Source organism: Tunturiibacter psychrotolerans (assembly GCF_051013365.1).
Taxonomy (GTDB): Bacteria; Acidobacteriota; Terriglobia; order Terriglobales; family Acidobacteriaceae; genus Edaphobacter; species Edaphobacter psychrotolerans_A.
This window is the reverse complement of record NZ_CP132941.1, coordinates 197,908-220,271: the sequence shown is the minus strand read 5'-3', so window position 1 is coordinate 220,271 and position 22,364 is coordinate 197,908. Positions and strand designations below refer to the sequence as shown.

25 protein-coding genes are annotated in these 22,364 nt (G+C 57.6%); 13 read left to right on the top strand and 12 right to left on the bottom strand.

The genetic code is table 11. The annotated features are described in order from the left end of the window. The first annotated feature begins 74 nt into the window (after nucleotides 1-74). On the top strand, nucleotides 75-707 hold the full coding sequence (locus tag RBB76_RS00930) for a PEP-CTERM sorting domain-containing protein (protein WP_429633386.1): 633 nt from the start codon (nucleotides 75-77) through the stop codon (nucleotides 705-707). 366 nt (nucleotides 708-1,073) lie between these two features. Here the strand turns inward: RBB76_RS00930 and RBB76_RS00925 are convergent, their stop codons facing one another. Then, nucleotides 1,074-2,288 (bottom strand): MFS transporter, encoded by a 1,215-nt coding sequence (locus RBB76_RS00925; RefSeq protein ID WP_429633388.1) that lies wholly within the window; start codon nucleotides 2,286-2,288, stop codon nucleotides 1,074-1,076. Nucleotides 2,289-2,298: 10 nt separating this feature from the next. Continuing rightward, nucleotides 2,299-3,378 (bottom strand): LacI family DNA-binding transcriptional regulator, encoded by a 1,080-nt coding sequence (locus RBB76_RS00920; protein WP_429633390.1) that lies wholly within the window; start codon nucleotides 3,376-3,378, stop codon nucleotides 2,299-2,301. Nucleotides 3,379-3,582: 204 nt separating this feature from the next. On the opposite strand from RBB76_RS00920, the gene RBB76_RS00915 reads away from it, so the two are divergent. Next, the gene (locus tag RBB76_RS00915; protein ID WP_433963497.1) at nucleotides 3,583-4,062 is read left to right on the top strand and encodes a GNAT family N-acetyltransferase; all 480 of its coding nucleotides are present in this window, start codon (nucleotides 3,583-3,585) and stop codon (nucleotides 4,060-4,062) included. Between the two features lie 9 nt (nucleotides 4,063-4,071). Here the strand turns inward: RBB76_RS00915 and murA are convergent, their stop codons facing one another. Beyond that, complete coding sequence (gene murA, locus RBB76_RS00910) at nucleotides 4,072-5,352, bottom strand: UDP-N-acetylglucosamine 1-carboxyvinyltransferase (RefSeq protein ID WP_429633394.1); 1,281 nt, start codon at nucleotides 5,350-5,352, stop codon at nucleotides 4,072-4,074. Between the two features lie 452 nt (nucleotides 5,353-5,804). On the opposite strand from murA, the gene RBB76_RS00905 reads away from it, so the two are divergent. From RBB76_RS00905 to RBB76_RS00895, 3 genes are read left to right on the top strand one after another with little or no spacing between them, the layout of a single operon-like run. Beyond that, on the top strand, nucleotides 5,805-6,545 hold the full coding sequence (locus tag RBB76_RS00905; protein ID WP_429633396.1) for a hypothetical protein: 741 nt from the start codon (nucleotides 5,805-5,807) through the stop codon (nucleotides 6,543-6,545). Between the two features lie 3 nt (nucleotides 6,546-6,548). Beyond that, nucleotides 6,549-7,133, top strand: a complete 585-nt coding sequence (locus RBB76_RS00900; RefSeq protein WP_429633398.1) for a class D sortase — start codon at nucleotides 6,549-6,551, stop codon at nucleotides 7,131-7,133. Between the two features lie 21 nt (nucleotides 7,134-7,154). Further along, complete coding sequence (locus RBB76_RS00895; protein ID WP_429633400.1) at nucleotides 7,155-8,627, top strand: hypothetical protein; 1,473 nt, start codon at nucleotides 7,155-7,157, stop codon at nucleotides 8,625-8,627. Nucleotides 8,628-8,697: 70 nt separating this feature from the next. Here the strand turns inward: RBB76_RS00895 and murQ are convergent, their stop codons facing one another. Next, nucleotides 8,698-9,666 carry an N-acetylmuramic acid 6-phosphate etherase gene (gene murQ / locus RBB76_RS00890; protein ID WP_353067273.1) on the bottom strand — a complete coding sequence of 323 codons (969 nt, stop codon included), beginning with the start codon at nucleotides 9,664-9,666 and terminating at the stop codon, nucleotides 8,698-8,700. A 433-nt stretch (nucleotides 9,667-10,099) separates the two neighbouring features. Between murQ and lepB the strand changes: the two genes are divergently transcribed. Beyond that, nucleotides 10,100-10,600 (top strand): signal peptidase I, encoded by a 501-nt coding sequence (gene lepB, locus RBB76_RS00885; protein ID WP_429633597.1) that lies wholly within the window; start codon nucleotides 10,100-10,102, stop codon nucleotides 10,598-10,600. A gap of 46 nt (nucleotides 10,601-10,646) precedes the next feature. Here the strand turns inward: lepB and tpiA are convergent, their stop codons facing one another. The 8 genes from tpiA to RBB76_RS00845 form a co-directional block, all read right to left on the bottom strand. Beyond that, on the bottom strand, nucleotides 10,647-11,408 hold the full coding sequence (tpiA, locus tag RBB76_RS00880; RefSeq protein WP_429633402.1) for a triose-phosphate isomerase: 762 nt from the start codon (nucleotides 11,406-11,408) through the stop codon (nucleotides 10,647-10,649). A 109-nt stretch (nucleotides 11,409-11,517) separates the two neighbouring features. Further along, nucleotides 11,518-12,168 carry a DUF4919 domain-containing protein gene (locus RBB76_RS00875; protein WP_429633404.1) on the bottom strand — a complete coding sequence of 217 codons (651 nt, stop codon included), beginning with the start codon at nucleotides 12,166-12,168 and terminating at the stop codon, nucleotides 11,518-11,520. A 7-nt stretch (nucleotides 12,169-12,175) separates the two neighbouring features. Further along, nucleotides 12,176-13,396, bottom strand: a complete 1,221-nt coding sequence (locus RBB76_RS00870) for a phosphoglycerate kinase (RefSeq protein ID WP_429633406.1) — start codon at nucleotides 13,394-13,396, stop codon at nucleotides 12,176-12,178. Nucleotide 13,397: 1 nt separating this feature from the next. Beyond that, complete coding sequence (locus tag RBB76_RS00865; protein WP_429633408.1) at nucleotides 13,398-13,886, bottom strand: hypothetical protein; 489 nt, start codon at nucleotides 13,884-13,886, stop codon at nucleotides 13,398-13,400. Nucleotides 13,887-13,925: 39 nt separating this feature from the next. Continuing rightward, the gene (locus RBB76_RS00860) at nucleotides 13,926-14,300 is read right to left on the bottom strand and encodes a RidA family protein (RefSeq protein ID WP_429633410.1); all 375 of its coding nucleotides are present in this window, start codon (nucleotides 14,298-14,300) and stop codon (nucleotides 13,926-13,928) included. An 82-nt stretch (nucleotides 14,301-14,382) separates the two neighbouring features. Beyond that, nucleotides 14,383-15,036, bottom strand: coding sequence for a pyridoxamine 5'-phosphate oxidase family protein (locus RBB76_RS00855; RefSeq protein WP_429633412.1), 654 nt, complete (start codon nucleotides 15,034-15,036; stop codon nucleotides 14,383-14,385). Between the two features lie 128 nt (nucleotides 15,037-15,164). Beyond that, the gene (gap, locus tag RBB76_RS00850; RefSeq protein ID WP_183981159.1) at nucleotides 15,165-16,175 is read right to left on the bottom strand and encodes a type I glyceraldehyde-3-phosphate dehydrogenase; all 1,011 of its coding nucleotides are present in this window, start codon (nucleotides 16,173-16,175) and stop codon (nucleotides 15,165-15,167) included. A gap of 190 nt (nucleotides 16,176-16,365) precedes the next feature. Further along, nucleotides 16,366-16,599, bottom strand: a complete 234-nt coding sequence (locus tag RBB76_RS00845; protein WP_429633414.1) for a hypothetical protein — start codon at nucleotides 16,597-16,599, stop codon at nucleotides 16,366-16,368. Nucleotides 16,600-16,805: 206 nt separating this feature from the next. Here RBB76_RS00845 and RBB76_RS00840 point away from each other — a divergent pair, with 206 nt between their 5' ends. The 7 genes from RBB76_RS00840 to RBB76_RS00810 all read left to right on the top strand — a co-directional run bounded on the left by RBB76_RS00840 (nucleotide 16,806) and on the right by RBB76_RS00810 (nucleotide 22,363). Further along, complete coding sequence (locus RBB76_RS00840) at nucleotides 16,806-17,609, top strand: AAA family ATPase (protein WP_429633416.1); 804 nt, start codon at nucleotides 16,806-16,808, stop codon at nucleotides 17,607-17,609. 36 nt (nucleotides 17,610-17,645) lie between these two features. Then, nucleotides 17,646-18,395 (top strand): ATP-binding cassette domain-containing protein, encoded by a 750-nt coding sequence (locus tag RBB76_RS00835; protein WP_429633418.1) that lies wholly within the window; start codon nucleotides 17,646-17,648, stop codon nucleotides 18,393-18,395. Next, the gene (locus RBB76_RS00830; protein WP_429633420.1) at nucleotides 18,392-19,024 is read left to right on the top strand and encodes an ABC transporter permease; all 633 of its coding nucleotides are present in this window, start codon (nucleotides 18,392-18,394) and stop codon (nucleotides 19,022-19,024) included. The genes RBB76_RS00835 and RBB76_RS00830 overlap by 4 nt, the downstream gene beginning before the upstream one ends. Next, entirely contained in the window at nucleotides 19,024-19,944 is a 921-nt protein-coding gene (locus RBB76_RS00825) for a glycine betaine ABC transporter substrate-binding protein (protein WP_429633421.1), read from the top strand. Before RBB76_RS00830 ends, RBB76_RS00825 begins: the two co-directional genes overlap by 1 nt. A 100-nt stretch (nucleotides 19,945-20,044) precedes the next feature. Then, nucleotides 20,045-20,521, top strand: coding sequence for a DUF1203 domain-containing protein (locus RBB76_RS00820; protein WP_429633422.1), 477 nt, complete (start codon nucleotides 20,045-20,047; stop codon nucleotides 20,519-20,521). After that, on the top strand, nucleotides 20,521-21,021 hold the full coding sequence (locus RBB76_RS00815) for a DinB family protein (protein ID WP_429633424.1): 501 nt from the start codon (nucleotides 20,521-20,523) through the stop codon (nucleotides 21,019-21,021). Before RBB76_RS00820 ends, RBB76_RS00815 begins: the two co-directional genes overlap by 1 nt. Nucleotides 21,022-21,136: 115 nt before the next feature. After that, nucleotides 21,137-22,363, top strand: coding sequence for a DUF3179 domain-containing (seleno)protein (locus tag RBB76_RS00810; RefSeq protein WP_429633426.1), 1,227 nt, complete (start codon nucleotides 21,137-21,139; stop codon nucleotides 22,361-22,363). Nucleotide 22,364: the final 1 nt, after the last annotated feature.

The following is a 22,364-nucleotide window of genomic DNA, read 5'->3' as shown; positions in this document are numbered from 1 at the left end:
CCGGCTCAACCAATCGTGGAAACAGAGTGCAGTCAGTCTCTGACAACAATTTTTTCGGGGAAGGCTTCTTAAAGATGAAATTTGCATCGCTTGTTTCAATCGTCTGTCTGGGTTTTGCTTCTATCGTGGTGAAGGCGGATACGCTCACACTGAACAACGGAACGAACGATCCGCTTGGCGGCAGTGTCCAGATCTATCCGTATTCCTTTCAGCTCAACACCACCTCTGGCACATCGACGGTGAATCTGATGTGCCTCAACTACAACCGTGAGATCACGCCCGGCGAGAGCTGGAGCGTCACCGAAGAGAGCATTCCCACGGGCAACTCCGTGATGGATCGCGAGTATCGCGCGGATGCGATTCTCTACTCCGAGATTCTTCACCCGCCAACAGGGGTGAGTGCCAGCGAAATTCAGTACGCCGAATGGAGCATCTTCGATCCGAGCGATCTGACAGGAAATTCGCTGTTTGACTTTACGGCGCGAATTCTCGCGACTGATGCGCTGTTTGAGGCAAGCAACCAGCAGTTGATCAACTCTGGCTACTTCAACCAATTCACGCTGTACATTCCTTCGAACGACACGACTTCGGGGCCGCAGGAGTTTATCGGAACAGCGACTACTCCAGAGCCTTCGAGCCTGATGTTGTTCGGCTCGGGGCTGATCGGAATGGCGGGGATGCTTCGTCGGAGATTAGTTCGTTCATAAGTTTGAGCTGAAGTCTTTGGTCGTGCAATTGCTTTCATAGAGTCGTCAGCTTCATCGGTAGACAGTAATTGTTCGATCGGTTGATGTGCAGCTTATTAGATCAGTCTTGGTTACATAAACACTCTGGGAAGGAGGCACTATGTATCTCTTGTTCGGACCAGCTATGGCAGCAGTCGTCGTCATCGGTGTTATTCAGCTTCGCGATCACTTTGCAGCTCCTGTCAAATAAGGGTTGCTGAAGGTCGTTCCCTTTTCTCAGAGGTCAGGCTAAGGCCTGGCCTCTTTTCCTGTGGGTTGTATGGGAAGATATGCGTTCAGTGCTAGCGGAGTCCGGAGGGGCCGCCTCTGGAACGCTTGAGAGAAAAATTAGCTTACGAGTCTGTCGAAAGAGGCAGGTGGATTTTTGGCGGTCGTGAAGCCGGAGAGTAGTAGAAGGAGAGCGGCCCCTGCGGCCGGAACAACCAGCCCGGCGCGAAGACCGTGAAGGTAAGTGGAGCACAGGCCGGTTAGCCAGGGCAGCACCGCTCCTCCTAAGGAGGCGCTCGCAAAGAGCGGGCCGAGTCTTTTATGGTTTCCGGTGCGGGCAAGCATGAAGGAAACCAGAAGCGGAAAGACGGGGGCAAGCGTGAATCCGCCGAGGATGGTTAGCGTGATGACACCGGTTGCTGACGGATGCGCTATGGAGCAGATCAGCCCTTCGGTGACAAGAAGCAACGCCAGACAGAGCCGGTACAGAATTTGCTCGCTCAGGACGGTCATTAGTGCAGCCACAAGCAGGCGTCCGACTAGTTCTGCTATCCAGAAGTAGAGAGCGATGGTAGATGCCTGGAGCGATGCACTGGAACGAAGAGCGTAGCTCGGTAGCCAGCCACCGAGCGAGTTCTCGACCCCGACGTAGAGAAACATTGCGGTACAGAAGACGAGCAGAGGCGCCAGCGGCAGAGGCCACGGTGATTTTGTGGGTGGTCTTCGTCCAGCCAAGTCTGATGGTTCTTGGGCTCCCTTTGTGGGGGTTGCACGCGGTATCGCGAAAGAAAGCAGGGACGCTGCGAGGAGGAGTGCTGTCATGACAAGGAAGAAACGACTCATCCCGCCGGCGACAGTCAGAGAGATTAACAGAGGGCAGGCGATGGCGCCGAGACCCCAGGCGACGTTGAGTATGACGAGAAGTTGCGCTCGAGCGGAGGGAAGCGTAGTTCCTGCGAGAATGTTCCCGGCGGTGAGGCCCGTACCGAGGCCGACTCCAATGCAGAAGAGGGCGATGTGCGCCGCCCCGAAGCCAAGCGAGAGCAGAGCGAGGCATCCGGCTGCCGCGAGGATAGATCCATAGACCAGGCTGGCGCGGAGATTGCGCGCGGCGATCCAGGCACCACAGAGTTGTCCCACGAAGTCGGCGGTGAAGAGGGTGCCTGCCTGGGCATCCTGGATGTGCCAATGCTCCATGAGCTGCGGCAGCAAAGGGCCGAGCATGACTGTAGCGGTGCCGGCCACAAGAAAATAGAAGTAGACGGGAGCGAGGGTGCGGATGATGGTTGCGCGATCCGGGCTCAGTTGGGGAGCCTTTGGCTGGATTGTTTGCAAAGCTCTCCTATCAACCTTTGGCTCGTCGTGAGCTGGGCTGCGACGTGTTCTGGATGCTTGCGGTTGATTCTCGCACGACGAGTTCCGGCTCGAACCAGACTTCATGCGGATAGGTGAGGTCCGGGCACTGTATCCGTTTGATGAGCATTTGCGCGGCCGTCCAACCCATCTTGTGGAGAGGCTGGCGTACGGTAGTGAGGCGTGGATTGAAGTACTCTCCCACCATGATGTCGTCGAAGCCGATGACCGAGATGTCGCGGGGACAATTGAGACCGGCGTCTTGAATAGCGCGAATGGCGCCGATGGCGGCCGTATCGTTGAAGCAAAACATCGCAGTGAAGTCGCGTGTATGCGCGAGCAGCTCTCGCACGGGCTGATAGCCGAGCTCGGGCGACCAGAGATTTTTCTCCAGGTAGATGCAAAGTTCAGGGCGAATTGTAATGTCGAGCTCTTTCGCTATGCTGAGAATGGACTCCCAGCGGGCCTCGGAGTCGAGAGAGTAGCGCTGGCCCTTCATGAAGGCTATCTTGCGATGGCCCAATTCGTGGAGGTGGTGAAGAGCCTTTCTTGCAGCAAAGTTGTGATCGAGCAGAATGTTGGAGATGCCGGCCTCATTGCTGTGGGAGGAGACGCCTACGACCGGCAGAGTGACGGGTACGGACAGCTCCGTGTTGACGAGCAGGAAGCCATCGACCCGGCGGTTCATGAGGAGTTCCTGATACTCTTCGCGGAGGTCGGCGCGGCCCAGATGGCTGACTGTGAAATAAAGGAAGCCTTCCTGAAGGAGATATTGCTCGACCCCAAGCATGACGCCGGTAAAGTAGCCCTCGCTGAGCTCTGGAACGATCACGCCGATGGTGTTGGTTAGTCTGGTGCGTAGCATCCGGGCGTGCAGATTCGGCCGGTACTCGAACTTCTTGGCGGCGTCCAAAACTCGTTCCCTGGTTGCAGGGGAGATGGACTTCGCAACGGGCGAGTTGTTAAGAACGATTGAGATCGTAGCCGGGGAGAGGTCGAGATATTCCGCCAGAGTCTTCAGTGTTACGGGTTTTCCGGTATCCGGCTTACTGTCTTTGTTTAGGTCTTTCATCGCTCTCCGGCAGACTTACCTTTTCAAGTATCGCAACAGTTGTACACCTTTGGTCTGAAGACGGGGAACAGGATCGTAGAAATTTGTCGGCTGTACATAGCGACCCGAATCGAGTAGTCTTCCCGGGTTCAAAATCGATCTGGCCGGCAATGTGCAGTTATCTTTAATGGGGTTGGAAAATGGGGTTGGAAGTTCTGGGGTGGCGTGGTGAGTGTGGAAGCTGAACTTCGGGGATATCTCAAAAGGGATTTGGACGCAATATACAGGCTGGATCAACTGTGTTTTTCGAACGAATTCCGGTTTGGCCGTGAGTCGATGCGCGCGTTTGCAGAGGCGGATGATGCTGTCACATTGATCGCGGAGACGGAGGGAGGCGAGATCGCCGGGTTTGTCATTGTCCAGGTAGAGCGACGTGGGGATATCGCTCGTGGGTACGTTGTGACATTGGATGTCGCGGAGAAGTGCAGACGAAGAGGTTTGGCTCAAACGCTGTTACATGAGGCAGAGAACCGCGCAGCCGCTGCTGGTGCGTTATGGATGGAGCTGCATGTGTTCACGGGAAACGAGGGAGCGATCCGCTTCTATGAGCGCTCTGGCTATGCACGAACTGAGCTGAAACGCCGGTTCTATGGCGGGGCCGGACTGGACGCCTTTGTGTATCGCAAGGAACTGGAAGTTTCGTAACGGCGAAAGTTACTTTTTCCCGAAGACGTCTCCCATGCGGCGGATCTGTGCGCCTACTCCGCGAAGCTTCTCCTCGAAGTGCTCGTAGCCACGGTCGAGGTGGTAGACGCGGTCGAGAATGGTTTCGCCGTCGGCTACCAGAGCAGCGAGAACAAGAGAGGCAGAGGCGCGGAGGTCCGAGCACATGACCGCGGCGGACTGCAGCGGTGTCTTGCCGCGGACGGTTGCGGTACGGCCGGAGATGGAGATGTTTGCGCCCATGCGGATCAACTCCTGCACGTGCATGAACCGGTTTTCGAAGATATTTTCGATGACGGTGCTGGTGCCTTCGGCCTGAGTGGCGAGAGCCATGTACTGAGCCTGCATGTCGGTCGGGAAGCCGGGATACTCTTCGGTGGTGACGTCTGCGGCCTTGAGTTCTCCGCCGGAGCGGACGCGAACGTGGTCGGCGCCGACGTCGATCTTGACGCCGCACTGCTCGAGTTTGGTGATGAGAGCACCGAGGTGCTTGGGTTCGCAACAATCGACGTTGAGGTCTCCGCCGGTAATGGCGCCCGCGATGAGAAAGGTTCCGGCTTCGATGCGGTCGGGGTTGATACGATGACGCGCACCGTGGAGTCTGGAGACGCCCTGAATGCGGATGGTTCCGGTGCCTGCGCCTTCGATCTTTGCTCCCATGGCGATGAGCAGGGCAGCGAGATCGGTGACTTCGGGCTCTCGGGCGCAGTTCTCGAAGACAGATTCTCCCTCGGCAAGCGTGGCGGCCATCAGGAGGTCTTCGGTTCCGGTGACGGTGATCTTGTCGAAGACGATGTGTGCGCCCTTTAGCCGGTCAGCGCGGGCTTCGAGATAGCCGTGATCCTGGGTGATGGTGGCGCCCATGGCTTCGAGGCCGTTGATGTGAAGGTCGATGGGGCGGCCACCGATAGCGCAGCCTCCAGGCATGGCGACACGCGCGATGCCGGTGCGTGCAATGAGAGGACCGAGGACCAGAGAGCTTGCGCGCATCGTCTTCACGATCTCGTATTTGGCGACCGGATCAGAGAGGATGGCGCACTTGATGCGAGTGCGATGCTGGGCGCGACCATATCCGAGTTCTACCTCGGCGCCCATGCTGGTGAGCAGTTTGCGCTCGGTTTCAATGTCGTTGACCTGAGGGATGTTTTCGAGGATGACCTCATCTTCGGTAAGGATGGCGGCGGCCATGCACGGGAGAGCGGAGTTTTTTGCTCCGGAGACTTTGATGGTGCCGAGAAGGGGATTTCCGCCGCGTACTACGAACTTTTCCATCTTGCCAGTTTACGGAGATTTCTCGTGGAAATGAGTAACGGCGGTGGTTCTGCTGGTCCAAAGCGAAAGGCATCCCTCGAAATTGCTTCGGATTAGAGATTAAATTCCAGGTCTACTGCCCAATCACCTGATCTAACCTTATAAATCTAAAAGGCATAGCGGACGTTTGAATGACAAAGCTGTCACTCTCAAGAGGGTAGCGATTGACCAGTGGTCGGACGACTTTGCAAAATGCTGCACTTGTCTCCTCAAAATCCGCGACAAGTGAATAAGATTTCACGTTCCATCAACTTAGTAATGCTCATACGATTACTAATCGCATGGTCTATGAGCGTTCTGATTACTTTCCCTGAAAAAGTTGGGTTACCGCACCTTTCTCTCAACCCACTGGCTAACTTTTGGCGTACACCTTGCATATCACGGGACGTACGTTGATCCTGCAAGGAGAAACCATGCGACTCAAAGCTTTTATCCTATGTGCGTCTTTGTGCCTTTTCAACGCGGCCTTGTGGGCTGCTGGTCCGGCAAATCCAGCCGCGGACTTCACGATCTCCAACCCATCACACATCCCAGGGGCTACGCTGGAACCAGGCTCCTATACCATTCACGTCGTCAATCGTCTTTCGGACCGGGTCATCTTAAAAGTGGATTCGACGAAGGGCGATCTTCACTCAACTTTTATCGGCATTCCGAACAGCGAGATACAAAAACCCGCCAGCAGCGGTCCTGTGAAGTGGGCCAATCCCGCTGATGGTTCTCAGTACCTCAAGGGGTGGTACTTTCCGGGAAGCGCATCGGTCGTGGAGTTCGTCTATCCGAAGGCTGAGGCGGTTGCGATTGCGACGGCGAACCCAGCGAAGGTGCCCGCGGTTGATCCGGCCTCTGAAGGCAAGGTCACCGACAACACGCTGTCTCAGGACGACATGCAACTGCTGACGCTCTGGCTTCTTTCGCTTCAGCAGGTGGGACCAAGCGACACCGCTGAGGCCAAGCCAGGTATCAAAGCAGAGCGATATACGCAAGTGGCGAGCGTTCAGAAGCCGGTTATCAAAGCATTGCCCCATACCGCTAGCATGATTCCGGTCGTGTGGCTGGTCGGCTTCTGCTCTCTGATCGCTGCTGCTATGTTGCGTTGGATCGTGTCGCAGGGACGTTTCTCAGCTCTCAATCGAAGACCGTTGATGCGGGAGTAGTGAATGCGAATGCTCGCATACGCTGAACGTCTCCTTTGGACGTGTGGTTTCCTTTGCGTTGGATACTGCCTGGTGCTGGGTGTTCAGGCAAGGGGCACGCAGAGGCTCGCGGAGCGGATCGGCGAGCCTTTGCCAGCGGAAAACGGTGCGTCGGTCGAGCGAGCGACCGAGGATGTGATTGGCAGGATTGAGATTCCGGCTCTCGCATTGTCGGCTCCTATCACCGCCGATTATGATGGGAATAGTCTACGCAGGGGAGTGGGCCATATCCCCGGGACGGCAGTGCCCGGTGGTCTTGGTACTGTGGGGCTGGCAGGGCATCGCGATTCGTTCTTCCGGCCGCTGCGCAGGATTACCGCGAAGATGGAGGTTCTCCTGATCGACAAAACTGGCATCTATCACTATGTGGTGGACTCTACCGAGATTGTGAGTCCAGACAAAGTAGAGGTGCTCAATATTGTTGCAAGACCAGAGCTGACATTGATCACCTGTTTTCCGTTCGACTATGTGGGCGCAGCGCCGGAACGCTTTATTGTTCACGCTCACTTATTGTCCGCTTCCCCCGATGGGGTTTCTGCCATCCACTAGAAGAAGTCAGAAAGGGGTGCCATGAAATTTGAGATCCGCGAAACAGTAAAAAATCCGGATCCGGAAGTGGTCTTACGTGCGTTGGAGATGTGTTCGCGAGAGATTTCGGACGATGTGACGCGGTTTGACGATCGGATTACGGTGAGAGGATTGGGGCCGTCGCCGCGATCGAAGAACAAGAATGACAACACTGTGTTCCGAGTCAATGCGGAGAATGGCGAGACCGTCATTGTGGGAGAGGTGAACTTTCAGGCCTCGGCCCTGCTGGGAGACACGTCGCAAGAGGATGTTGTTCGATCGAAAATCGATGATCTGTTTGAACAGATGAAGGCTCAGATTGACCTGGATGCTCTGCGCGTAGCGACTTATGCGGCGGCAAGGAAGTCCGCGGCAGGAACGGCCGTTGTCGATCGGTCCGAAGAACCGGATCTAGACTCACCGCGAGTGTCGAAACGTTCAGAAGAAACGAGGCGTTCGGAAGAGAAGATGACTTCGTCTGAAGCCCCGGAGACGATGGTTGAGGCCGCAACGGCGGCGCCGGACCTGGTATGGCGCGCTGGCGCGCTGCTAGCTGAGCCGCAGGCCGAGAATATCCCGTCAAATTCGCAGAACGAGTCAGAAAGAGTCGTAGCTTCCAAGAAGACTTTTGGATCGGAGCAATCTAAAGAGGTTGAACAGACTGTTGCTCCGGAACAAAGAACTCAACCGAGGTTTTACGGTGAGCCGGATCTTCCGGAAGCGGATCTTTCGGAAGACGAACCGACATGGCAGGCTCGCGAGGCTCCATACAGACTTCGCATAGAAGATGATCTAACGCCCGGATGGAAGCGATTCGCGCTGTGGACGACGATGCTGCTTGCTCTCTTGGCGGCGGCTGGAGAGGGATATTTTTATTGGTCGCATGGTGAGTTCTATCGGCCACGCGAGATCAATTGGCCGCACCTCGAGCTCGCCAAGTCTCCAGCCCCGGTTGTTGCACCAACGGTCGGGGTCGCGCCGAATCCTGTACCTAAACTTGATAAGCGGCAGGCTGCTGAAGCTATCCCAACAAAGCCAGCTCCTTTGCCGGAGTCTACTCCCGTGTCCGCGACAAGTAGCGCAGAGTTGAAGCTGTGGCTGCAGAACTGGGCAGCCTCAATGCGGACGAGAGATGCGAATGCTCAAGCTGCCTTCTATGCGGATACGCTGGACCGGTATCTTGATCAACGCAACGTGAGCAAAGAGGCGGTCCTGCGGGATCGCGAGGCGACCAACCGGATGCGAAAGGGATTATGGACTGTAAAGATGGAGGACATCGTCATCGAGCGGCAGACCGGATCGGAGGCTGAGGTACGCCTGGTGAAACACTTTATGGATGAGCAGGAGACGTCGGAGATATTAGAGTCGTTTGTGCCGACGCGGCTGACGCTGAAGCGCCTGAACGGAGAGTGGAAGATCACATCGGAGCAGGATCAGCCGTCTCTTCAGGTCTCACCTTGGAAGAACAAAGGGTGATTTCGCTACTAACTAGATGAAAGGGTGAGGACGTGCAGCGCGGCCTAGGCAGGCCGCGCTTTTCTGGCGATCAGAGCTCGAGACGAGAGTCGTCGATGGCGAGGCGAACGTTGCCGTCCGATTTCGTGAGGCGGCGTACAGCCTCCATCTTGTCTACGTTGGCCTTGAGCATGACGACCGCGATGGGAATCGATTTACCTGCGGACTTGATGGTGCGGATGGCGGTGTCGCGGTCGATATCGCAGACCTTCATCAGGACGCGAATGCCGCGCTCAACCAGCTTCGCGTTCTTCATGTGCACGTTGACCATGAGGTTGTCGTAGACGTAGCCGAGACGGGTCATGGCACCGGTGGTGATCATGTTGAGCACCATCTTCTGGGCCGAGGCAGACTTCATGCGCGTGGAGCCCGAGATGACTTCGGGTCCGACCTCGGTGATGACGGTCGTGTCTGCAACATCGGCAAGCGGCGTGTTGAGGTTACAGGTGATGGCGGCGGTCTTTGCTCCGCGGGCGCGAGCGTACTCCACAGCACCGACCACGTAGGGTGTGCGACCGCTGGCGGAGACTCCAATGACGATGTCCTTGCGGGTTGGGCGCCGGCGGGCGATATCGCGCTGGCCAATCTCTGGTGAGTCTTCGTTAACGTCGGAGGCAGAGGCGAGAGCCTTCGGGCCACCAGCCATGATGTACTGGACTTGCGAGGGGGCGGTGGAGTAGGTTGGTGGGCACTCTGAGGCGTCGAGGGAGGCGATGCGACCGCTGGAACCAGCGCCGACGTAGATGAGTCGGCCACCATCGCGCAGGGAGCGGGCGACGGTATCGATGACGATGGCAATCTCGGGCAGCGCTTTTTTGACTGCAGCTGCGATCTTCGCGTCTTCGTGGTTAATAATACGGGCGATCTCGAGAGCGGACTTGGTGTCAAGTCCCTCCGAGGCGGTGTTGGCGGTCTCCGTGGTGAGATCGTTGAAGTCTGCTGCGCCACGGTTGACGGGTTTGGGTGTCGGGGCCTGCTCGAGCATGGTAAGGGTTGCCATAAATATCCTACTGTTCTGCTGGGGCAATTCTAGTCCTAACCTTCTTAAATACGTCAAGAAAGGTTTGCCCTATGCGAGTTATCATAAAGGGTCGGGGTTTAAGCCGAGTAACGATTGGAATGGCGAACTGATTCGACCTGTGATAAGCAGAGAGTTCTGCTTCCAGCGGAGAGTTCTCATATGCTTTACGAGGCGGATGTCTAGCCTCTGCTGAATATATGAGATGCATCTCCGCCTAATTGGTTACCCGCGCTGAGCTGTCACGTGCCAGCTCAGTCGGCGGTCAGACCACGGATTGCAACTCCGAGGGTGGTGCGTCTAAATGAAAGAGGATTCGGAAGATCACGTGGAGACAGACGGAAAGATTCGGCCTGAGTCGGAAGATCAGCAGGTGATTGAGCCGACGGTTCAGATAGATCAACGCAAAGGAGTGATGCACTCCTGGTTGCGCGATCTGGTGATCTCGGTTGTGGTGTCGGCATTCATCATCATTTTTTTGTACCAACCGGTTCGGGTGGAAGGAACCAGCATGCTGCCGATGCTGGAGGACCAGGACAGGCTATTCATCAATAAAGTGGCCTATCGCGTTGGTGATATACACCGTGGGGACGTGGTCGTATTTCTGTACCCGCACGACCATGAGAAGAGTTACATCAAGCGCGTGATCGCGTTGCCTGGCGATACGCTGCGTATCGATCATGGCCAGGTGATCGTGAACGGCGAACGCGTCAGCGAGAGCTATGTGCCGAAGCGATTTGCCGACGATAGATCGCAGCCCGAGATGACGGTACCGGGGCATGAATATTTCGTGATGGGGGATCATCGGTCGATCTCGAGCGACAGCCGCGACTTCGGGCCCGTGGACCGGGATCTGATCTACGGCAAGGCGGCCTTTGTGTACTGGCCGATGGACCAGGCTGGGGTGGTTCGCTAGTCACAGGTGGAACAACCTGCGGGTGACGTCGGCTTCGCAGCTTGAGTCACGCGCCTGTGGCGTTAGAGATAATCTCGTGGAAGGATTTTGCGTGCAGGCTGGCTCCTCCGACCAGCGCGCCGTCGATCTCTGATTGGCTCATCAGGCTGGCGACGTTGTCCGGTTTGACGGAACCACCATAGAGAATGCGCATGCCGCTGGCGCAGGGGGCGCCGAGATGCCGGGCTACTTCGCGGCGAATGATGGCGTGGGCTTCGTTGGCCTGCTCCGGGGTTGCGACGCTGCCGGTGCCGATGGCCCAGACAGGCTCGTAGGCGATGACCACCTGGCCGCAAGAGGTACCCTTGACGCCGTTGAGCGCGCAAGCAACCTGCCAACAGAGAACTGCTTCCGTCAGGCCGGACTGGCGCTTGTCGAGGGTCTCGCCGACGCAGACGATCGGGATAAGGTCATGATCGAGCGCTGCTTTGAGCTTGAGGTTGACCATGTCGTCGGTCTCGTGGGCATAGATGCGGCGCTCGGAGTGGCCAAGCAGCACGCGGGTGCAGCCGATGCTTTCGAGCATGGTCGGCGAGGTCTGGCCGGTATAGGGGCCTTCGTTGAGCCAGTGCATTGTCTGGGCGCCGGCGATCACGTTGGTGCCTTTGGTTGCCTCGATGACATAGCCAAGCGAAGACATGGTGGGAAAGATTGCAATCTCGCTGGAGGTGTGGTCCTTGACCAGAGGAAGGAACTCGCTGAGGAAAGCTAAAGACTCTTTGGGCGTCTTATACATCTTCCAGTTGGCTGCGATCAGTGGCTTTCTCATGTGCGAATCAGTATTCCATCTTCAAGTCGAAGAGGGAAGGGAAGAAAGAAAAACGATTTATGTCGATCGAAAAACAGAGAAAAAATGATCCTCGCTTGTGCAACTTGTTTTAACTTTCCCCAACTCTGCGAGTCAATTCCATGTCCGTATCTGTGTTAAACCAGAGGGTCGTTTCCTTACCGTCTTCTCCTACTACCGTCATCCTGTCCAATGAGTGCTTTCCGTTCTTGACTAGCGCCTGAGACTTCGGTTTCAGTCCCAGAATTCGGATGACGAAATATTCTTCCGAGGTGCTTACGGTAAACCAAGCCGTGTCGGCGGTCTTGCCATCCCCGGAACTCATTATGGACTGCACAATTTGATCGACGATGAGTTTTTCCTTTGCTGCCTCATCCTGTTTTTCAAGATGCTTCAGCGAAACCATCGCAAGAAAATGTCCGTCTCCGTTTGCGATGTTGTGCTGAATGATCTCCTGGCCTTTGCGGAGCGCACCCTCGTAATCACCCGCGTTGAACGCGGCGACGCCGGCTGTGTTCGCTTGATGCCAATCGAATTCGCCGTCGACATCTGCAACGACTGCATCCAGCCGTATCTCCCGCCAATCGATGTTGGTGTCGCCACCCTGCACTTTAGCCTTCAGGGCATCATATTTCGCTTGCGCGACCTTGGCGCTGTCGAGACCAAATGCGTTAGAGACGAATACGCAGCTAAGCAAACAGAAGGTAAGGCACGACAAATCATGGTGGCGAAGTCTCATCATTCCGGCCTTACTTAAATCTCTGGTTCTCCGTCAGTGCGGCGACGCCGGGAAGGGTTTTGCCTTCGAGGAATTCGAGGCTGGCACCGCCGCCGGTGGAGATGTGGGTGATGCGGTCAGCAAAGCCGGACTGCTGGATGGCGGCGACCGAGTCTCCTCCGCCGACGATGGTGGTGGCGTCGTGGTTACGCGCGACGGCTGCGGCGATCTCGTTGGTGCCGCGGGCGAAGGCAGGCATCTCGAAGACGCCCATAGGGCCATTCCAGATGATGGTGCGGGCCTCCGCGATCTCCTCTTCAAAGAGCGCAATCGATTTGGGGCCGATGTCGAGGGCCATGAGGTCTTCAGGGAAGGGGCCGTCGCCGGAAAAGACCTGCGTCTTGGCGTTGGGAGCGAACTTGTCGGCGAGGATGTGGTCGACCGGCAGGAGGAAGCGAACGCCCATGGCCTTGGCCTTTTGGAGCGCGGCTTTGGCGACGTCGATTTTGTCGATTTCGACGAGAGACTTGCCCGTACTCTGCCCCCGCGCGTTGAGGAAGGTGTAAGCCATGCCGCCGCCGATGATGATCGCGTCGGCTTTCTCCAACAGGTTATCGATCACGTCAATCTTGTCCGAGACCTTGGCCCCGCCGATAATCGCGACGAAGGGTTTGTCGGGCTCCGTGAGCGCCTTGCCGAGATAGGTCAGCTCTTTTTCCATGAGCAGGCCCGCGGCGGATTGTTTTACGAAGTGTGTGACTCCTTCGGTGGAGGCGTGAGCGCGGTGAGCGCTGCCAAACGCGTCGTTGACGTAGATGTCGCAGAGCGAGGCGAGTTTTTTTGCGAAGACGGGATCGTTAGCCTCTTCCTCGGGATGGAAGCGAAGGTTCTCAAGCAGAAGCGGCTGGCCGGATTCAAGATTGAGCGCCATCTCGCTGGCAACGACGCCAATACAGTCGGGGGAGAAGGCTACGTTCTCATCGTCGCCGAGGATGTGGTCGAGTCGCGTGCGGAGATGATCCACCAGTGGACGAAGACTCATCGACGCGACGGGCTTGCCCTTGGGACGGCCGAGATGTGAGCAGAGGATGACCTTGGCCTTGTGGCGCAGCGCGTACTCGATGGTGGGAAGAGTCTCGCGGATGCGGGTGTCGTCGGTGATGATGCCGTCTTTGAGAGGCACGTTGAAGTCCACGCGGATGAGGACGCGCTTGTCGGTAAGGTCGAGGTCGCGGATCGATAGCTTGGCCATGTCAGTTAGAGGATACCCGAGAAGACGGCGCGAAGCGGCGATTGGCCAAAGATATGGGCAGTCCGACTAGAAAAACCATGGCGGCGATGCTGTTGAGCTGCACCACGGCTGAGGGGTCGATCCTGGGGTAAAGGTTCGTATACGGAAGTACCAGGTTGTACATGAAGGCGTAGATGAACGCCCCGTAAACGAGGCCGGAGGCGACCGCGTGGCGCTCAAGAAACGGCACGGCACGGGCCGCGAGGACGAAGATCGTCGCCCAGACCAGCGCAATGAAGAGATGAGCTGCTAAGCCGAGTAGAACGCTTGGGACGCCGTCGGAGTAGGCCGCTCGGCCGAGAATGCCGCTCGCAATGGACTGTGGAATCTTGATGGGAGCGACACCCCGCAACCCGTAGAAGATGATCGGATCGAGCAGGTCGAGGAGTGCGGCGACGATCGCACCGACCAGGATCGCCTTCGGGACGGAGCGGTTTGGGTCGCTGGGCATGGGAAATTTTAGAGCATGCCAGACGAAGTCGATTCGTGTTTATTCAGGGATCCACGCATCGGCTTCGATCTCGATGCGCCATGCCGGGTTGAGCAGTGCGGCGACGACCACCATGGTGGCGGCTGGACGAATCTGTCCGAAAAACTCGCCGTGAACATGGCCGACAGCCTCCCAGTCTGCGGCGTGGGTGAGGTACATGCGGGTGCGGTACACGTGCTCCACGGAACTGCCTGCATTCTTGAGGGCCGTGGCTATGAGGTCCAGGCATCGATTGGTCTGCTCCGATACATCCGCCGCATCTGCGCCGACAGGGCCTGTCCCCGAGACGTGAACATGATTGCCGATGCGAACGGCGCGGGAGAAGCCGATGATCGGCTCGAAGGGAGAAGTGCCGGGAATGTTTTTGCGGGTCATATCTTCGCCTGGAATGTCCTTTCGAAGCTAGGCTGGACCTTTTCTGCCGGGGAGACTTCTACGAGCGCTCAGAGAGTCTCCGCTAAGTTGTGCGGGTCGGTTCGATTTGCGACAGACTGCGAAGCTTCTCGCGTAGTTTTGCGTTCTCTTCATCGAGCTTTGCGAGCTTTCGAGTGAGAGGCGCGACTACTTCCTGCAGCTCTTCCACAGTGTAGCGAGGTGTGATGTGCTGTGGACAGTTCCAGTCGGACCCTTCGACGTGAACGAGGATGACCCTTTCGACGACCGAAGATTTGTCCACTGAACGAAAGGATTCGATCAGAGCCGGGGCCTCGGAGTCGTGCTCGTGAACCTCGACGCGTCCGAGAATCTTCAGACGTGTCTGATTGGGATAGTCCATGAAGAAAAGAGCGACCCGGGAGTCGTGATCGAAGTTGCCCAGGCTGATGTACTGTTTGTTTCCGCGCAGATCCGCGAAGCCGATCAAGCTGGGGTTGATGATGCGGACGAAGCCCTTCGGGCCGCCGCGATGTTGCACGTAAGGCCAGCCGGTCTCGCTGACCGAAGCCATGTAAAAGCTGTCACGCAGGCTGATGAAGGCTTGTTCGTCGGGGCCAAGTGTGTTTCCCGGCCCGGAGCGTTCAGCAAGGCGCTCATATTGAGCCCTGCTGCCGTGCTCCTGCTGATGTTGTTTCACGAGTGGCGTGAAAGCCAATTCCTGGAAGCCACGTCCCATAGCGCGCGCTCATTCCGGGCAGGTTGACTCGCTGCCTAGAATAGTAGATTCACCGTTGCATAGACAGGATGCAGCAGAATTGTTGCCGAGGAGCGACCCGACAAGGTCACTCCTCAGGCACAGGTTGTTTACAGGCCTTTTTTGACGAGGAAGAGGATCAGATCCTTCACGCGGTTGGAGTACCCCCACTCGTTGTCGTACCAGCTGATGACCTTGCCGGTGTTCTGGCCTACGACCTTGGTCAGCTTGCTGTCGACAATGCTGCTGAGGGGGTTGCCCTTGAAGTCGGAGGAGACGAGCTCTTCGTCGGTGAAGCCAAGAATCCCCTTGAGTTCGCCATCGGCGGCCTTCTTCAGAGCCTCGTTGATGGACTTGTCGGTGATTGGTTTCTCAGAGACGAACGTGAGGTCAACCACAGAGACGTTCGGGGTCGGGACGCGCATCGAGAACCCGTCAAGTTTCCCGTCCATTGCTGGAACGACGAGCCTCAGGGCTTTGGCGGCGCCGGTGCTCGACGGAATCATCGAGAGAGCGGCAGCGCGGGCGCGGCGCAGGTCTTTGTGCGGGGTATCGAGAATGACCTGATCATTGGTGTAGCTGTGGATCGTGGTCATGATTCCCGACGCGATGCCGAAGGTGTCGTGAAGCACCTTGACCACGGGCGCGAGACAGTTGGTCGTGCAGCTCGCGTTCGAGATGATGTTGTGCTTTGCGGCCTCGTACTTACCGTCGTTGACGCCGAGCACGAGGGTGATGTCTTCGTTGGTGGCGGGGGCGGAGATGATGACCTTCTTGACGGTGCTGCCGAGGTGAGCCTTGGCCTTCTCCGCGTCGGTAAAGAAGCCGGTGGACTCAACGACGATCTGAGCGCCAACCGAGGCCCAGTCGAGCTTGGCGGGATCGCGCTCGGCGAAGACCTTGATCTGCTTGCCGTCGACTGCGATGTAGTCGGCTCCGTGGGTAATCTCCTGCTTCAGGTTGCCGAGAATGGAGTCGTACTTAAGGAGGTGGGCCAGCGTGGCGGGGGTGGTGAGGTCGTTTACGGCTACGAATTCAATGTCGGGGTTCCCTAGAGCGGAGCGGAAGACGTTGCGTCCAATGCGGCCGAAGCCGTTAATGCCTACCTTTACAGCTGCCATGATTTTTGGTTGCTCCTGTCGTATTTGCTGCGTTTGTTGATCCGTCCAACCATTGTAGAGCGCGGCGAACCGCTCCGCACGCCATCAGAGCGGATGCTATCACTGGCGCAACGACGGTGCAAAATCCACAGAACTCCTCCCGTCACGGAATCGCGACGGTTACGTGGCAACAAGCTTTCCGGGCGCGCGGTTAGAAGTTGAAGAACTTCTCGCGGAGGGCACCTTCGTAGTTCTTCTTCGCCTCTTTGGCCTTCTCGCGAAAGTCTTCTTCGCGAAAGTCTGCTGCCTTCCAGGCGTCGATCTCTGCCTCGGAGTGGTCGCCCGAAGCGAGCGCCTCTTCTTCGCGAATGGCCTTGATCCACTGTTCCACGGCTTCTTTATAAGCAGCCTGCATCTGATCCAGATCGGAAACTTCGACAGCCATCGCTCACCTCTTTTACCCGCGACAGTACTGCAGCTATGTGAAAGGACGATGTAAACCGCTGAGAAAAGACGAGATGAAGGCGCGCGAATTCGAGGAATCGGAGAAGTGGCCGGGGTGTCGCAAAAGGTGCGAGCGATTTGCGGGAGGCTTCCGCGCTGTGTTACAAGCGTCGTATGCGCGATTTGCGCGAATGGATAAGCGAAAAGATGAGACGACGCCCTAGACGTGGACCGAATGATTCGGAGTCCACGGGGAAAAGTGGGCAGGAGTTGCCCTCGAACCAACCAGCTCCCCTGAGACCAAACTACCCGGAGGCTGCGCCGGTACGCGCCGCCGCAGGGCAAACGCCAGTCAAGGTCGAGCATGGGACTGAAACCTCTGCCGAAGTTGCCGCGGCCACGCCATTGGCGGAAGGTGCATCGCCGGCAGAGCCGAAGATTGTGGTCGAAACGCAGCCGGAGTCGCTAGGTACACCACCCGCCGAGCTGACGGCGACCAAGTCGCCAAAAGGTTACGTGGTGCTCGCGATTGGTCTTCCTGGGTCTGGCAAGACGACCTGGTACAAACGTCGCGGCGTAACGCCGTTGTCGAGCGATCTGCTGCGAACATTGCTCTTTGACGACATCACCGAGCAGCGCTACCAGGGGCTGGTTTTCTCGACGCTGCGTAGCCTTCTGCGCGCCAGGCTGATCGCCAAGATGCCGTGGAACTACGTCGATGCGACGAACCTGTCTCCACACGAGCGCAGGCAATGGATCAAGATGGCTAAGAGCTTCGGCTACGAGGTACAGGCCGTGTTCTTCGACGTGCCGCTGGCTGTATGCATGGAGCGCAACTCCAAGCGCGACCGCCAGGTGACTGACGAGGTGATGCAGAAGATGGCCGAACGCCTAAAGCCTCCCACCTTCAAAGAGGGCTTCGAAAAGATCACAGTGGTGCGCGTGAAGGGCCAGCCCGGCACGACAGGCGAGCCGGCCCCTGTGGATGCGGTTCCGGACACCGCAGAGTAACGTCGCAAGTCCTCGAAGCAGTTTAGAGTAAGAGACATGCCCACGGTTGGCGTTGAGTTCGCGAAGGTGAACTACACGCTGGCGGATGGGCGTGTCTTGTTGCGTGACATCTCTTTGGAGCTTGAGGCGGGAACGACGACGGCTCTGCTGGGACGGAGCGGATCCGGCAAAACCACGCTGCTGCGCCTGGTGAATCATCTCCTGACGCCTAGTGCGGGCGAAGTGTTGGTCGCAGGAAATCAAACAAAAAGCGGCGATATCGTGGCGCTGCGACGAAGCATCGGGTACGTCATTCAGGAGACAGGGCTGTTTCCCCACATGACCGTGGAACGAAATGCGGGGATGGCGTTGGAACTGGCTGGACGACCTAAGCAGGAGATCGCCGAACGAGTTCGCGAGGTGATGTCGCTCGTCGGACTCGACTACGAAGAGTTTCATCGGCGATATCCATGGCAGCTCTCGGGCGGCCAGCGCCAGCGGGTCGGGCTTGCCCGCGCGCTCGCAACAGACCCTACCGTCCTACTGATGGACGAGCCATTCGGCGCCCTCGATCCTCTCACCCGGGCCGAGATGCAGACCATGTTGCGAGACCTGTTGGAGAGGGTCGGGAAGACCGTTTTGCTGGTCACTCATGATCTCGATGAGGCACTCTATCTGGCCAAGCGGGTGATCTTTCTTGCCGAGGGTGCGGTAGTAGCTAACCTTCCAGCCAGCGACGTCTTACGTTCGGAAAACCCTCATGTAAAAGATTATGTTCACTCTGTACATCGTTCGGAGTCTGCATGATAGGGTTCCTGCGGCAGAACGGGTACGATATTGGACGGCTGACCTTCGAGCACCTATGGCTGACGCTCTCCGCAATGCTGCTGGCCGCCGTCATCGGATTGCCACTGGGGATTTTGCTGACCCGAAGGCAGGCGCTCGCGAAGCCCGTCATCGGAGTTGCGAATGTGCTGCAAACCGTGCCCAGCCTCGCGCTCTTTGGTCTCTTGTTGCCGGTGCCGTGGCTGGGAGAAAACGCCGCGCGCCTCGCAATTCTGGCTCTAACGGGCTACGCTCTGCTGCCAATTTTGCGCAATACCTATGCTGGAATCGGCAGCGTCGACCCCGCACTGGTAGACGTCGCCAATGCGATGGGGATGACCTCCTGGCAGCGGCTGGTAAAGGTTGAGCTTCCAATGGCGGCGAGCGTGATTTTGGCTGGCCTGCGAACTGCGACCGTGACCTGCGTGGGCGTGGCGACTATTGCGGCCGCGATCGGCGCCGGCGGATTGGGTGAGCTGATCTTTCGCGGGGTAGCAAGCGTGGACAACGGACTTGTGCTGGCCGGTGCGATTCCAGCCGCGTTGCTGGCCCTGGTGGCGGATGCTGGCCTGGGGTTGCTCGAGAAGCGATTGGCCGTGAGGCGAATTTGATGCGGGTTACGCGCCGTCTGCATGGGTTGAACTGGATGCTCTCGTCGCTGCTGTTGGTGTGGCTGACGGCGTGCGCGCCCCCGAGGTCTTCGCGAATCACCATCGGTGCGAAGAACTTCACCGAGCAAGTGGTGCTGGGAGAGATGTTCGCGCAAGAGATCGAGGCCGTGACCGGGGAGCCGGTGGATCGGCGCTTCTATTTGGCTGGGAGCTATCTCTGCCAGCAGGCGATGGTCAGCGGGCGCATCGACGGCTACGTAGAGTACACCGGAACCGCTCTGACTGCGATCCTGAAACAACCGCTTCCCCCGATTGGTCAACGCAATGAGGCGATCGTATTTCAGGAGGTGAGCGCTCTATACGCTTCGAAGTACAAGATAAAAGTAGGCCGTGGGCTCGGGTTCGAGGACACCTTTGCCATGGTGGTGCGCGGCGATGATGCGAAGCGTTTGGGCGTGACGACCATCTCGGATGCTGTAAAGACCGCACCAACACCGGAAGGATGGAGATTAGGTGTGGGGTATGAATTTCAATCACGCCCCGACGGGCTGCGAGGACTTGAAGCAACTTACGGACTGAAGTTCGCAGGCGAACCTAGAACGATGGACCTCGGTCTGCTTTATCGTGCGCTGTCGAGCGATCAGGTCGATATGGTTGCGGGCAACTCGACCGACGGGCCAATTCGCGCGCTGGGATTTGTGGTTCTCGAGGATGACAAGCACTACTTCCCGCCGTACGAGGCCGTTCCGCTGGCCCGCGAAGATTCGTTACAGCGGCATCCTGGAATTCAGGTCGCGATGGATAGGCTGGCAGGCAAGGTGAGCGCGGACGAGGTGCGCGCAATGAACTACGCGGTCGACTCCGAGCACAAAGATGTAGCCGACGTGGTGAGGGAGTTTCGCCGATCGAAGGGGCTTTGAGTTTGGGATGCCGAGTTTGACAGACAAAACCGGAGTGTTTTTGCCTAGTCGGTCACAGAAGATGGCTCCAGTGATCAATACAAACCATTGGAGACATCAGATGAGCGAATTGAAGATGATTGCGATTGCAAGCGAGCTGGCGGAGAAGGTGAGAGCGTCGAGAGTGTCACCAGGATACGGGCATCCGGTTACCGCAAAGGTGGCCACAGGACATGGTCCCTGCCGTCACTGCCTGCGGCCGTTTGAGGTCGGACAGGATGTAAGGCTCTTGTTTACGTTGAACCCCTTCGATGGGGTCGCGCAGATCCCCCTGCCGGGACCGGTATTCATTCACGAGGAGCCGTGTGAGCGTTACGTCGAAGAGAAGGGGTATCCCTCCGAGTTGTTGCGGTTCGGCGCGGTGCTAGACGGATATGATCGAGACCAGCTCGTGCGACGACGTGAGACGGTGACCGATGGATCGCAGGAGACAACCATCCAAAAGATGATGCAGGATCCGCTGGTGCGATATGTGATGGTTCGCGATGGCAGTGCCGGCTGCTACGACTTTCGCGTCGAGCGACAGGAGGCGAGTTGATGGTTGAGCCATGGTTGCGAGGGACGCTGACCGAGGTCGACGCTCTGCGGCGACAGGTGTTGCACGCTTTCGAACTGGCGGCCGAGGACGTCGAGCGATGGTGCGCAGGCTTGAGTGATGCAGAGATGAATGCGCGGCCGTTCGGAATTGCTCCGGTAGCGTTTCATCTTCGACATATAGCACGAAGTCTCGATCGCCTGCTCACTTATGCGGAGGCCGGCACGTTGAACGGAGCCCAGATGGACGCGCTCGCCAGCGAGATGGAGAGCGGCGCATTTGCGGAGGTGGTGTTGTCCGAGGTCCGGGCTGGATTGGGCGAAGCGCGACGAAGAGTGTTGATGATTTCGAAGCAGAGCTACGATGAGCCGCGCGGTGTCGGCCGTGCGATGTTGCCGAGTACCGTTGGCGGCCTGCTCGTTCACTGTGCAGAGCATACGCAGCGGCACATCGGGCAGGCTGTCACCACGGCGAAGGTCGTGAGGGGTTCGCGGGCGGAATGAGCCGCACGCTCTCTAAAAGAAAGATCGAGATCATCCCATAGGTGGAAAAACAGCTCGTCCATTTGCATGGTTGACTCGTCCCACCTGGTCGCGTTGAATCGCTGCGAGGAAGAACATGCCAGAGACGCAGGAGATTCAAGCTGTAAGGAGCAAAACCGGATACTTTCTCGCATTGGCGTCAATATTTGCCGCCGTTTCAGCCGCGTGCGTGATGATTCCGATGTTTGTGATTCGCCCGTTCCGCCCGCAGGGTGCGACGGAACTCGAGATCGCTCTGACCGTTCGTCACGCTGGCCCATGGCTTGCGGGCTTGTGCGCCGGAGCAGTTCTGCTGGTGATGTTGAGAGTATGGAAGGCGGCGAAAATCGGAGCTCGAGTCGCGATGGTTGGCCTGTTGCTGCTGGCCTTCGCCGGTGCGATTCTCACGCATGTCAACATCTTCGAGAAGATGTTTCATCCCTATGATTCGCCCTCTTTCGAGAGCGCGGCTGAGGCGCCGGTCGATTCGGATGACAAAGTGCTGGCGGTCAAGGTGGGAGACCAGGCGCGAGCCTATCCGATACGGACCATGGGTTATCACCACATCGTGAACGACATGGTAGGCGGCGTCCCCATTGCCGTGACGTATTGCACGTTGTGTCACACGGGGCTCGTATGGAGTCGCATCGTAGAAGGGAAGATCCTGCACTTTCGCCTGGCCGGAATCAACAATGGGAATGCTCTATTGAGAGATGAGCAGACCAACAGCATCTGGCAGCAAAGTACGGGCGAGGCAATCTTCGGCCCGTTGAAGGGACAGCAACTGAAGTTGGTTCGGAGTGACGAGTTGAGTTTCAGTCTATGGAAGAGCGAGCAGCCAGACGGGCAGGTGTTGAAGTCGGACCCCGTCTATGCGGCTGAGTACGATCCGAAAGACTGGGAAAAACATGTCGCGAGGACGCCAACGGTGGTGGACACGACAAAGTCTGGAATAGGACCGCACGAGCTCATGCTGGGGATCAGTCTCGCGGGAGAGAGCAAAGCGTACCCGATTGAAGCGATCCTCCGAACAAAACTAATTCAGGACCAAGTCGGAGGTCTGCCACTGCTCGTAGTGGTCGGGCCTGACGGAACATCGATCAGGGTCTTCGAAGGAAGACTTGAGAACAATCCCCTGACCTTTGCCAGAGGCGCAGTCGATCAGGCAATGAGCGACGTCGAGACCGGCAGCATCTGGAACTTCCGGGGATGCGCGGTGCAAGGCAAGCTTGCAGGACGTTGCCTAGTGGAGATCGACTCGCATAAAGACTACTGGTTCGACTGGATGAATCACCACCCTGAATCAGCCGTATTCCGGGGTTGAG